The 12,738-nt window shown below is 70.8% G+C and carries 9 protein-coding genes; 6 read left to right on the forward strand and 3 right to left on the reverse strand.

Annotated features, from left to right (window positions below):
* Positions 1-164 precede the first annotated feature (164 nt).
* The 3 genes from brxD (at position 165) to OHA61_RS28215 (ending at position 5,609) form a co-directional block, all read left to right on the forward strand.
* Complete coding sequence (brxD, locus tag OHA61_RS28205) at positions 165-1,514, forward strand: BREX system ATP-binding protein BrxD (protein WP_406305383.1); 1,350 nt, start codon at positions 165-167, stop codon at positions 1,512-1,514.
* A complete protein-coding gene (locus OHA61_RS28210; protein WP_406305384.1) occupies positions 1,514-3,712 on the forward strand; it encodes a DEAD/DEAH box helicase in 2,199 nt (732 codons plus the stop codon). Before brxD ends, OHA61_RS28210 begins: the two co-directional genes overlap by 1 nt.
* Positions 3,713-4,733: 1,021 nt before the next feature.
* Entirely contained in the window at positions 4,734-5,609 is an 876-nt protein-coding gene (locus OHA61_RS28215; RefSeq protein ID WP_406305385.1) for a hypothetical protein, read from the forward strand.
* A 9-nt stretch (positions 5,610-5,618) separates the two neighbouring features.
* On the opposite strand, the gene OHA61_RS28220 is transcribed toward OHA61_RS28215, so the two are convergent.
* On the reverse strand, positions 5,619-5,951 hold the full coding sequence (locus OHA61_RS28220; RefSeq protein ID WP_361913189.1) for a MazG-like family protein: 333 nt from the start codon (positions 5,949-5,951) through the stop codon (positions 5,619-5,621).
* A 323-nt stretch (positions 5,952-6,274) separates the two neighbouring features.
* On the reverse strand, positions 6,275-7,024 hold the full coding sequence (locus OHA61_RS28225; RefSeq protein WP_406305386.1) for an SDR family oxidoreductase: 750 nt from the start codon (positions 7,022-7,024) through the stop codon (positions 6,275-6,277).
* Between the two features lie 133 nt (positions 7,025-7,157).
* Between OHA61_RS28225 and OHA61_RS28230 the strand changes: the two genes are divergently transcribed.
* Together OHA61_RS28230 and OHA61_RS28235 are read left to right on the forward strand one after the other, a co-directional pair.
* On the forward strand, positions 7,158-8,780 hold the full coding sequence (locus OHA61_RS28230; protein ID WP_406305387.1) for an alkaline phosphatase D family protein: 1,623 nt from the start codon (positions 7,158-7,160) through the stop codon (positions 8,778-8,780).
* A gap of 79 nt (positions 8,781-8,859) precedes the next feature.
* Complete coding sequence (locus OHA61_RS28235; RefSeq protein ID WP_406305388.1) at positions 8,860-10,239, forward strand: Bcr/CflA family multidrug efflux MFS transporter; 1,380 nt, start codon at positions 8,860-8,862, stop codon at positions 10,237-10,239.
* Between the two features lie 9 nt (positions 10,240-10,248).
* Here OHA61_RS28235 and OHA61_RS28240 read toward each other — a convergent pair whose 3' ends face one another.
* Entirely contained in the window at positions 10,249-11,574 is a 1,326-nt protein-coding gene (locus OHA61_RS28240) for a hypothetical protein (protein WP_406305389.1), read from the reverse strand.
* A gap of 164 nt (positions 11,575-11,738) precedes the next feature.
* Between OHA61_RS28240 and OHA61_RS28245 the strand changes: the two genes are divergently transcribed.
* Positions 11,739-12,737 carry a small ribosomal subunit Rsm22 family protein gene (locus OHA61_RS28245; protein WP_406305391.1) on the forward strand — a complete coding sequence of 333 codons (999 nt, stop codon included), beginning with the start codon at positions 11,739-11,741 and terminating at the stop codon, positions 12,735-12,737.
* Position 12,738 lies beyond the last annotated feature (1 nt).

A 12,738-nucleotide genomic window follows, 5' to 3' on the forward strand; every position in this document is an offset into this window, starting at 1 on the left:
CGGCCGTATGTACGGAGAGTGATTCCAGCAGCGTCTCCGGGTGACCGTCAACCGATTCAACGAAGTAGGCGCCCCGCCACGGTGCCGCGTGCAGCGCGGACCGATCGACGGCCGCCATCCGGTACTCGTACGGGCATGCCCGTGGAAATGGAAGACTGGCTCCTGTGAGCACCACCGGATCCCAGCGCCCCGCACAGGTGAGCGCCGCCCGCCGCCGTACCGTCATCGACGCGCTGCGACGCGGTGCCGTGCCCGACAGCGGACTCGACCTGCTGGCCACCGGACTCGACCGGTTCGAAGCGGCCCTGGACGCGGAACTGGACTCGGTGGCGTCGGGCGGGTCCGTGTTCAAGGCCGTGCGGGGCGAGTACGGGTCCGGCAAGACGTTCTTCACCCGCTGGCTGGGGGAGCGGGTCAAGCGTCGCAACTTCGCCGTGGCCGAGATCCAGATCTCGGAGAACGAGACACCGCTGCACAGGCTGGAGACGGTCTACCGGCGGCTCACCGAGCGCCTCACCACCTCCAGCTTCCCTGCGAGCGCCCTCCGACCCGTCGTCGATGCCTGGTTCTACGCCCTGGAGGAGGACGCACTTGCCGCCGGTGCGACCGAGGACCATCTCCCGGGCGAGGTGGAGAAGCTGCTCGTCGCACGGCTCGCCGAGGTCTCCCGGCACGCCCCGTCGTTCGCCACCGCGCTGCGCGGCTACCGCGCCGCCCTCGCGGACGGCGACGAGGCGACCGCGGCGGCCGTCCTGGCGTGGCTCGGCGGCCAGCCGCACGTGGCGGCCTCCGCCCGACGATCTGCCGGGGTGCGCGGCGACCTCGACCACTTCGGTGCGCTCGGGTTCCTGCAGGGGCTCCTCACTGTGCTGCGCGACTCAGGACACACCGGGCTGTTCGTCGTCCTCGACGAGGTGGAGACGCTGCAGCGGGTTCGGTCGGACGCCCGCGACAAGGCACTCAACGCGCTGCGGCAGCTCATCGACGAGGTGCACTCGGGCCGCTTCCCCGGCCTCTATCTGGTCATCACGGGCACCCCGGCCTTCTACGACGGTCAGCAGGGCGTGCAGCGTCTGGCACCGCTCGCTCAGCGGCTGGCCACCGACTTCACCACTGACCCGCGCTTCGACAACCCTCGCGCCGTACAGATCAGGCTTCCCGGCTTCAACCAGGAGTCCTTGGTCGGACTCGGCCTCACCATCCGTGACCTGTACGCCGATGCCGCAGAAGCGCCCGACCGTGTGCGGAAGGTCGTCGACGACGTGTATGTCGCGGACCTCGCGGTGGCCGTCGGCGGGGCGCTGGGTGGGAAGGTCGGAGTGGCTCCCCGGCTGTTCCTGAAGAAACTCGTCGGGGACGTGCTCGACCGCGTGGACCAGTTCGACGACTTCGACCCCCGGCAGCACTACCGGCTCACCGTCGCCGGCAGCGAACTCACCGATGTCGAGCGGAACCTGGCCGCCACGGTCTCCGGAGACTCCGCGTCGGCCGATGACATCGACCTGGAGCTGTGATGGCGGACGCGGGACTCCCGGCCGGGAAAGACCAGGGCGACGAGGATGCCGACGTGCTGGACCGACTCGACCCCGTCGTCCTGCATCACATCGTCAACACCCTCGGCTGGCCCGATCTGCGTCCCCTGCAGTGTGCGGCGATCACGCCTCTCATGGAGGGACAGGACGCTGTACTGCTGGCGCCGACGGCGGGGGGCAAGACCGAGGCGGCCTGCTTCCCCTTGCTGTCGGCGATGACCGAGCAGAGGTGGACCGGTACTTCTGTGCTGTACCTGTGTCCGCTCAAGGCACTTCTCAACAACCTGGTCGGCCGCGTCGACTCCTACGCCCAGTGGCTGGGGCGACGCGCCGCGCTCTGGCACGGTGACACCAAGGAATCGCAACGGCAGCGTATCCGGGCCGAGGCGCCGGACATCCTGCTGACCACGCCCGAGTCGCTCGAAGCGATGCTGATCGGCGTCAAGACTGACCACGCCCGCCTGTTGGGGAGCGTGCGGGCCGTCGTCATCGACGAAGTGCACGCGTTCGCAGGGGATGACCGGGGATGGCACCTGCTCGCCGTGCTCGAACGGTTGGAGCGGGTCACCGGACGGCCCATCCAGCGCGTCGGGCTCTCGGCGACCGTCGGCAACCCGGCCGAGTTGCTGCACTGGCTGCAAGGCGCGGGCGTCGGCAGCCGCACCGGTCAGGTGGTCGCCCCTGGAGTGCACCTGCTGGCCACCGACGGCAGCGGACACGGCGCCAAAGCGAGCCCCGAGCCGTCCAGCAGGCCTGCGGGCGAAGTGGAACTCGACTACGTCGGATCCCTCGACAACGCCGCCAAACTCATCGCGGCGCTGCACAGGGGAGAGAAGCGGCTCGTCTTCTGCGACTCGCGCCGCCAGGTCGAGGAGTTGGGCGCGGCGCTCCGCGCACGCGAGGTGACTGTCTTCCTGTCCCACGCCTCGCTCTCCGTCGATGAACGCACCCGTTCCGAGCAGGCGTTCGCCGAGGCACGCGACTGCGTCATCATCTCCACGTCAACCCTCGAGCTCGGCATTGACGTCGGTGACCTGGACCGCGTCATCCAGATCGACTCACCGGCCTCCGTCGCCTCGTTCCTGCAGCGCATCGGCCGCACCGGCCGGCGTCCCGGGACTGTGCGGAACTGTCTGTTCCTCACCACCCGCAAAGACACACTGCTGCAGGCGGCGGGCCTGTTGCTGCTGTGGTCGCGGGGCTGGGTGGAACCGGTCGTCCCCCCGCCGGGGCCGCGTCACCTGGTGGCACAGCAACTGCTCGCCGTCACCCTGCAACAGCACAAGCTCGGCGACCAGTTGTGGGACCGGCAGTGGAACGGCCTCGCCCCCTTCGATAGATCGGCTGCCCCCATCCTGCGCTTCCTCACCGAGGAGGGCTACCTCGACAGTGACGGTGGGATGCTGTTCATCGGTCCCGAGGCGGAACGCCGCTTCGGGAAACGGCACTTCATCGAACTCACCGCCTCCTTCACCGCACCTCCGCAGTTCACCGTCCTGTCCGGACGCACGGAGATCGGCCGCACCGACCCGAGTGTGCTCACCGAGGAACGCCCCGGCCCCAGGCGGTTGCTACTCGGCGGACGCAGCTGGCAGGTCACGTACATCGACTGGCTGCGCAAACGCGTCTTCGTCGAGCCGGCCGACGGCGGCGGAATTGCCAAGTGGATGAACGGCGGCGTCGCCGGACTGTCGTACGCCCTGACGCGCGCCATGCGCGAGGTACTGCTCGGCATGAACCCGCCCGTCTCCCTCACCCGGCGGGCGGAGGCGTGCCTGGCCGAGCAGCGCGAGACCGACGCACCTGACACCGTCCACCCGGGCGGCACGTTGATCACACGCGTCGGCTCCGATGTCCGTTGGTGGACCTGGGCCGGCTACCGCGCCAACGCCACCCTGGCGGCCACCCTCCAGTCGGTCACCGACCCCCTGCAACGGCCCACCGACAGTTGGCTGCGCCTGCGCGAGAACCTCACCCCGGACGCCTGGCGTGTGGCCCGCGAGAACGTCGGCGAGAACCTCGTCCTGCCCGACGTGGACCGCCGGGCCGTACGCGGCCTGAAGTTCTCCGCCGCCCTCCCGGAACGCCTCGCCGTGGCCACTGTGGCGGCTCGCTTGGCCGACTTCGAGAGCGCCAGCTTGGTGCTTGGCGAGCCGGCGCGCTTTCAGTACGACGGCTGAATCGCAAAGGCCGTCAAGGCCGCTTCAACGGACGCCAGGGGTTACGCCCGCCCCAACTGCTCCGTGACTACTTGATTCGCACCCCGCCCAGCAAGTGCGTGAAGCCCGCGCGGGCCACCACGGCGCAGGCGATGCGGTGGCAGGAACGCAGGACGTGCAGGCGCCGATCTTCCGGCGCAAGGCGGCGGCGTCTTGGCGGCCGGAGAGGGAGAGCCAAACGAGGGTTACATCGAGCTCGCCACCCTGGAGGCGGCCGGCGGTGTCCACCGTGATGGCCTTGAGGCCGCGTGCGGCGAGTCGGGATCGGATCGCGTCCGCCCGTCCGTGTGCCCTCAGCGGGAGTCGACCGATCGGCTCGAGGGTGCGGAGACGCGGACTGTGCCAGCAGCCCGGCCACGAACGCACGCAGGCTCTGGAGGTAGCTGTCCCGCCCGGCCAGGGCGGCCATTCGTCGCCGATGGCGGCCAGGTGCGGCACCTTGGGATGCGTCGAGGTTGCCGAAGGAGGACTCGCGGGTGATGGCGCGCTCGTCGTCGATCCGCCGAAACGGACGGAGTGGGCGCGGACGAGGATCTGGCCGACGGTGTAGTACCAGATGCTGCGGAAGACCTCGACGGCCCGCGCGGGCGTGCAGCCACAGCCACTGGCTCCGGACACGATGGGCGCACCATGCTCCGTACCGGGAGCCGGAGGTGTCCACGGCGTCCCGCCGGACAGGTGATGCGGACCGCGGACGAGGACACCTTGGTGCCAGCGCACCGTGTGAACCTTCAAAGCCGGCCAGAGGGAGCGACGATCAAGGAGCCGGGACGCCGGTTCAAGCACAGCTGCTCATTCCCAGCGCTGCTTGGTGGACCCGCCCGCGTAACGGAGCACCCTCCGCAGGTTTGTCTTGTGATCGGAATGCACCAGCCGATTCGACTCGCATAAGCTGAGGTCAGAAAGGTGCGGCAGAAGGACCCGGCGTACAGCACGACTCGTCTGCCGCCTCCGCCCGGCGCCTTCGCCCGGAGTTGCCCCCGTGAACGCATCAGTTCGGACCAACCAGTACGAGGGCCCGTGCGTCGTGTGCGGCGAGACCGTGCGTGCCGGGGAGGGGATCCTGCTGCCGCCGGGCAGGCACGGAGGCTGGGAGGTCTGCCACCCCGAGCACGCGCGCGAGCCTGCGCCGCCGCCCCGCGGCAGGCATCCCGGATGGCACCGCCGCCGGCTCATGGCCGTGGATATCGCGGCGACGGGCCGTCGCACCGCGGTCGACCGGATCCTCGCCGCGGCCGTACGCACCACCGACGGGCGCGATCGGGACTGGCTGATCGATCCCGGACCGGGACTCGCCGTCGACCCGCGCACGACGCATGGCATCACCCTGGACGAGGCACGTGCTCATGGTGTTCCGGCGTCCCGGGCGCTGGACGAACTGGCCACGCATCTCGCCGGGCAGCTGGTGGCCAAGGAACTGCTGGTCGTCTGGCACGCGCCGTACGTACTCACCCTGCTCGAGTCCGAGTTACTGCGCCACGGGCTGCGACCGCTCTCCGACCGAGGCCCCGGAGGACTGTTTCCGGTCTGTGATCCGCTGATCCTGGACCGGCATGCCGACCGCTACCGGTCCGGTGGCCGGGCGCTGGAGAAGGTCGCCGAGTGGTACGGAGTGCCGCATGACCGTCCCGGGAACCCCGGCAGTGACGCGGCGGCCTCGCTCGTGCTGGCCCAGGTCATCGGGGCGTGCCACGCGTCGGTCGGCCGGCTGTCGCGGCCCGCGCTGCACTACGAGCAGGTGCGGTGGCGGGAACAGCAGGCGAGCGAGGCGGAAGAGTTCGATCCGTCGAGGAAACGGGATCACCGCTGGCCGCTGGGCACGGTCGAGGCGCTGCCCTGGGAAGCGCCGGCGCCCTGACGTGGCGTTCTATGACGCGGCGTTGAGCGAGCGCTCCGACACCCGGCGCAGATGTCCCGCGAAGACCTCCGACGCCTTCGGCGTCAGCGTCCTGAGCGCCACCATCGCCGTGATGATCACGTCGCACAACTCGGACTCGACGTCCTGCCAGCTGTGCGTGATGCCCTTCCGGGGGTTCTGGCCCGTCGCGCCGACGACCGCCTGCGCCACCTCGCCCACCTCCTCGGTGAGCTTCAACATCCGCAGCAGCGTCTCCTGTTGGGGCGGCAGGTCACTCTCCGCCTCCAGCCAGGTGTGGAGGTCGTCGACCGTGTCCCAGATGGGGTCCAGCGTGTGATTCATAGAAGCCGCCTGCCGTGTGAGGGTTCCCGGATGATATGCGGAGCCGACACATTCACGGGTGGGGTTCGCGCGGGTGGCGGACGCCGAAAGATGAGGGCGGGCGCCCGGGTGCAGGGATGGAAGTGACCCCACCCCGTGCTTCTACGTCCCGACTCCACCCTGCGGCGCCGGGCAACCCGAAGCCCTTACCCCGGACCCGCTACCCCACGGCACCCGGCAGCCCCGTGGCCCCGCGCCCCGGACCGGCGCGCCCGCGGCTCCGGGCAGCCCCGTGGGCCGCACCACGGACCCGCCAGCCCCGCCGCAGCAACCCCCCGCCCCCCTCACCCCCGCCCGATGTACGGCATCCCCGTCGCCATCACCGTGGCGAACTGGACGTTCGCCTCCAGTGGCAGTTCCGCCATGTGCCTCACCGTCCTCGCCACATGCCCCACGTCCATCACCGGCTCCACCACCACCTCCCCGTTCGCCTGCAGAATCCCCGCCCGCATCCGCTGCGTCATCTCCGTCGCCGCGTTCCCGATGTCGATCTGGCCGCACGCGATTGAGTACGCCCTCCCGTCCAGCGACAGCGACTTCGTCAGGCCCGTCATCGCGTGCTTCGTCGACGTGTACGGCGCCGAGTGCGGGCGCGGCACATGCGACGAGATCGAGCCGTTGTTGATGATCCGGCCGCCCTGCGGTGACTGGTTCTTCATCATGCGAAACGCCGCCTGCGCGCACAGGAACGCGCCGGTCAGATTGACGTCCACCACCGCGCGCCAGTCCTCGTAGGAGATGTCCTCGAAGGGGACCCGTGGGCCGGACGTGCCTGCGTTGTTGAACAGCAGGCCAACACGGCCGTGGCGTTCGTGCGCGGTTGCAAACAGCGTGGTGACATCCGCCGGTGACGTCACATCAGTGGGGACACACAGGACATCCCCGCCCGCCAGCGAGGCCGTTTCCTCCAAGGACTCCGCCCGCCGGCCCGCCAGGACCACCGACCAGCCCGCCTCCGCCAGAGCCAGCGCCACGCTCCGGCCGATGCCCGAGCCCGCTCCCGTCACTACCGCAATCTTCGCAACAGCGTTCATGCACGCGCAGCGTAGTCGCGTACCTGTACGTGGAACTCATCCGACCGACATGCGGATGTTGTGTACTCGACAGCACAGAGTCGTCGGCCCCTACTCCAATGCGAAAGGACAACACACGTCAGGGGAGGGGCACATGACACCCGCACCGCACGCACCCGAGCTCCGGGCCGCCGCCCGGCACATCGGCCGTCGCAGGTTTCTCACCGTCACCGGTGCTGCCGCCGCACTCGCGTTCGCCGTCAATCTGCCCGGCACGGCCCACGCCGCCGAACTCGACGCCAAGAAGATCACCGAGGATCCCTTCACCCTCGGCGTCGCCTCCGGAGACCCGCAGCCCGGTTCCGTACTGCTGTGGACACGGCTCGCGACCCGTCCGTACGAGCCCGACAGCGGCCTGCCCCGCGCCAGGATCCCGCTGCGCTGGGAGCTCGCCCACGACTCCCGCTTCACCCGTGTCGCCCGGCGCGGAACCGTCACCGCCCACCCGGAGTTCCACCACAGCGTCCATGTCGCGGTCTCCGGCCTCGGCTACGACCGCCCCTACTACTACCGCTTCCGCGCGGGGAGCTGGATCAGCCCGACCGGCCGCACCCGCACCGCGCCCGCCCAGTCCGCGCGGATCGGTGAGCTGAAGCTCGCCGCCGTCTCCTGCCAGGCGTACCACGACGGCTACTTCACCGCGTACAAGCATCTCGCCGAACAGGAACTCGACGTCGTCTTCCATCTCGGCGACTACCTCTACGAGTACGCCGTCAACGCCGTCGGCGGCGCTCGCAACTACACCGACCGCCGTCTGCCCGCCCATTTCAACCGGGAGACCGTCACCCTGGAGGACTACCGGCTGCGCTACGGCCTCTACAAGTCGGACCCCGACCTCAAGGCCGCGCACGCCGCCCACCCCTTCGTCGTCACCTGGGACGACCACGAGACCGAGAACAACTACGCGGGCGACATCCCCGAGAACGGCGGCCCGCCGGAGGAGTTCCTGCTGCGCAGGGCCGCCGCCTACCGCGCGTACTTCGAGAACCAGCCGCTGCGCAGGCCCCAGCAGCCCGAGGGCCCCGACATGCGGCTGTACCGCAGGCTGCACTTCGGGCGGCTCGCGCAGTTCGACATCCTCGACACCCGTCAGTACCGCTCGGACCAGGCGTACGGCGACGGCTGGCAGGTCCCGGGCCCGGAGTCCGAGAACCCGGCGCGCACGCTCACCGGCGCCGCGCAGGAACGCTGGCTGCTCGACGGCTGGCAGAGCTCGCGCGCCCTGTGGAACGTCATCCCGCAGCAGGTCACCTTCGCGCAGCGGCGCAGTGTTCCCACGGGGACCTTCAAGTTGAGCATGGACGCCTGGGACGGCTACCCCGCGTCCCGCGACCGGGTCCTCGCGGGAGCGGAGGCGGCCGGTATCGAGAACCTGATGGTCCTCACCGGTGACGTCCATGTCGGCTACGGCCTCGACCTGAAGAAGGACTTCGACGACCCCGCGTCCCGCACCGTCGGGACCGAACTCGTCGCCACCTCCATCAGCAGCGGAAAGGACGGCGTCGACAAGCCCGGCAACTGGGACAACCTCACCCAGGCCAACCCGCACATGAAGTTCTACAACGGCCGGCGCGGCTATGTGACCGTGACGCTCGGCGAGCAGCAGGCGCGCGCCGACTTCCGGACGCTCGGCGCGGTCACCACACCGGGCGCGCCGATCACCACGGCCGCGTCCTTTGTGACGGAGGCGGGCGATCCGGGCCTCAAGCCCGTGTAGCCCGGGGCGTCTCGAAAGGGTCTCGACCACTGCGGCGGAGCTGAGAGGATAGGGAAGGATTCAACGACATGGAGATGTGATGCCGAAGCCGGACAGCGGCCAGGGACGTACAGAAGGACACATACCGGCCGCCGCCCCGGCTTCCGCATCCGCCCCGGCTTCCGCCACGGGAGCCGCACCGGCACCGGCATCCGCCACGGGACCCGCACCGGCTTCGGCCACGGGAGCCGCACCGGCATCCGTCACGGCAGCGTGCCGCGTCGGCCTTCTGGTCACGCTCGTCCTCGGCGGTCTCACCGCACTGCCGCCGCTCTCCATGGACATGTACCTCCCGGCGCTTCCCGCGGTCACCCGCTCCCTCGGCGCACCCGCCGCCACCGTCCAGCTCACGCTTACCGCGTGCCTCGCGGGCATGGCACTCGGGCAGCTCGTCGTCGGCCCCATGAGCGACAAGTGGGGCCGGCGCCGTCCGCTGCTCGTCGGCATGATCGTGTACGTCGCGGCCACCGCGGTCTGCGCGCTCGCCCCCACCGTCGACATGCTGATCGGCTTCCGCCTGCTGCAAGGACTGGCGGGTGCTGCGGGCATCGTCATCGCCCGCGCCGTGGTCCGGGATCTGTACGACGGCGTGGAGATGGCCCGCTTCTTCTCCACCCTGATGCTGATATCCGGCGTCGCCCCGATCATCGCGCCGTTGATCGGCGGCCAGGTGCTGCGGATCACCGACTGGCGCGGCATCTTCGTCGTCCTGACCGCCGTGGGCATCCTGCTCACGCTGGTCGTGGCGAAGTGGCTGCACGAGACCCTGCCGCCCGAGCGGCGGCACGGCGGCGGCGTCGGCGAGGCGCTGCGCACCATGCGCGGGCTGCTCGCCGACCGGGTCTTCACGGGCTACACGCTCACCGGTGGGCTCGCCTTCGCCACGCTCTTCGCGTACATCTCCGCCTCGCCGTTCGTGGTCCAGGAGATCTACGGCGCGTCCCCGCAGACCTTCAGCCTGCTCTTCGGTGTCAACTCCGTCGGCCTGATCACGCTCGGCCAGATCAACGGCAAGGTGCTCGTGGGCCGGGTCAGCCTGGACAAGGCGCTGGGCCTCGGCCTGGGCGTGGTCATGCTCGCGGCCACCGCGCTGCTGCTGATGACCTCGGGGGTCTTCGGCAAGGTCGGCCTGTTGCCCGTCGCCGTGGGCCTGTTCGTCCTGATGTCCGCGATGGGCCTCGTGATGCCCAACACCAACGCCCTGGCCCTTCTGCGCACCCCGCACGCCGCGGGCTCGGCGTCCGCGCTGATCGGCACGTCCGCGTTCCTCATCGGGGCGATCGCCTCACCGCTGGTCGGGATCGCGGGCGAGCAGACGGCCGTCCCGATGGCGGTGGTCCAACTGACCTGCGCGCTGGGCGCGCTGGGCTGCTTCCTGGGGCTGTGCCGCCCCTGGCAGCGCCGGGCCGAAGCAGTCTGAGACCTGCGCCTACTGGTCCTTGCGCGGGTACCCGATCAGATGCAGCCGGTCCTTCGCGTCCGTCCAGCTGAAGATCCCGACGCCCGCGGCCTCCGCGGCGGGCAGCCGGACGTTGGGGGACAGCGCCCGGGGAACGGCGGTGGCCAGATCGAGTTCGATCGGGTTCCCTCCGCCGGCCAGCGCGTCCGCCGCGCCGAGCGCGCTGGTCGCTCCGTACGCCGTGCCCGAGTCCGTCACCGACGTGAGCGTCAGCGGCTTGGAGCCGTCCGACTCCTCGAAGCAGTGCGCCGTACGCCGCTCCAGGTCGAAGGCCAGGTTCCCGGCGACCAGATAGTCCCCGCCGGGCGCGGGCACGGCCTGCGGATACTCGCCCGGTTCGATCGCGGGCTTGTGGCAGCGCGCCTGGACCAGCGGCTTCCCGGTCGCCGCGTCGTGCACCGCCCAGATGTCGTACGCCGCCGAGTCGTTGCCGTTCTTGCCGCCTTTCGCGGGCTGCCACTTGGCCAGTACGTAGCCGGGGACGATCGAGGTCGGCACGCCGGAGGCCGGGTCGGTACCGGCCGGGGCCACATCGCGGCTGGAGAAACCGCCACGCACCCAGAACCCCGGATCCCCGCTCACCAGCAGGCCCTTCGCGGTCAGCGCGCGGACCTCGGTGAGCCGGCGGCAGCCCGTACAGCCCTTGGGGTGGCCGAGCGCGCTCTCCGGCACCCGGGCCACCTCGCCCGAGACCGGGTCGACCACCGCGGTCCGGGTGCGGCCGTCGCTGATGAGGATGCCGGGGCCGGTGCCCGAGACGGTCGGCGCGGCGGGCCAGGGGACCTCGATCCGCCTGCGGTCTCCGTCGGCCACGTCGTACACATCCAGCGCGACAAAGGTGTCCGCCGGCGTCAGCGCGTCCTCGCCCGCCTTGCCGAAGGACCAGGTCACGAAGTACTCGCTGCCGTCCTTGGCGACGGACAGCAGTCGCGGGAACCGCTCGTCCGAAGCGGGCGGATGCCAGGGCGGCCCCGTCCAGCCGGGCCTGCCCGTGGCGGCGTCGAGGGTGCGCAGCCGGAAGCTGTCGTCCTGGACCCGTTCCAGATAGCCGAAGCGGCCGCTGTCCCGCGCGATCGCGTACTCGGGCGAGGCGTTGGTGATCTCCCAGCCCTGCCGGGTGTCGTACGCGGAGGGAACGGTGAGCCGGGTCAGCGGCGCCGCGCTGTGCCGGACCGGCTTGCGGGGCTTGTCGCCGCCCTCGCGGCCCTCGCCGGTGCCGCACATACTCAGCAGGAGCAGCAGGGCCAGTACGGTCCCCCCGGCCACCAGGGCCAGGCGCACGACCCGCTGTCTCATGGTCCCCCCGTGAGCGGTGCAGCACGTTCCGTGTGCGGCGACGGCCGTCAGCGTAGCAACTGCCGCCGGGCTCCCAGGAGTTCGATTCCGTCCCCGTATCGTCCCGGTTCCGTGCCGCACGAGCCGCGGCGACCGGCTCCGCCGCGCGCGTCTAGAATTTCCCGGTGAACGCCACACTCCCCACCGCGGAAGCCCTGCGCACCACACTGGCCGCGCTTCTGGACGGGCTGCCGCCGAAGCAGGCCGCGCAGGCCGTCGACCGGCTGATCGCCAACTACCGGGGGACCACCCCGACCGACGCCCCGGTACTGCGGGACCGCTCGGACGTCGCCGCGTACGCCGCGTACCGGATGCCGGCGACCTTCGAGGCGGTACGGTCCGCGCTCGCCGCGCTGCGGGCGGCTGCGCCCGAGTGGACTCCGGCGACGCACACCGACATCGGCGGTGGGACGGGCGCCGCGAGCTGGGCGGTCGCCGAGGCGTGGGATGAGGACGCCCCGCGCACCACGGTCCTGGACTGGGCCGAGCCTGCGCTGGCGCTGGGGCGTGAACTGGCCGTCGCCTCAGGGGTTCCCGCGCTGCGGGCGGCCGAATGGCAGCGCTCGCGGATCAGCGCGGCGCTCCGTATAGAGAGCACTGATCTCGTCACGGTCTCTTACGTCCTCAAGGAGCTCACCGCGAAGGACCGCGAGGCGGTCGTCACCGAGGCGGCCCGCGCCGCCCAGGCCGTGGTGATCGTCGAGCCCGGCACCCCTGACGGCTACGCCCGCGTCATCGAGGCCCGCGACCGCCTGATCGCCGCCGGACTCACCGTCGCGGCGCCCTGCCCCCACAGCGCCGCCTGCCCCATCGAGCCGGGCGCGGACTGGTGCCACTTCGCGGCGAGGGTCAGCCGCTCCTCGCTCCACCGCCAGGTCAAGGGCGGCTCACTCCCGTACGAGGACGAGAAGTTCAGCTATGTCGCCGCGGTGCGCTTCCCGGCGAACCCGGCGCTCTCGCGGGTCACCCGCAAACCCCAGATCCGCAAGGGCCTGGTGCTGCTCGACCTGTGCACGGACACGGAGGGGCTGCGCCGCGACACGGTGGCCAAGCGCCACGGCCCGCTGTACAAATCGGCGCGGGACGCGTCGTGGGGCGACCCCTGGCCGCCCCACGACGAGTGAG

Origin of the sequence: Streptomyces sp. NBC_00885 (assembly GCF_045207475.1) — a bacterium.
In the GTDB taxonomy this organism is placed as follows: Bacteria; Actinomycetota; Actinomycetes; order Streptomycetales; family Streptomycetaceae; genus Streptomyces.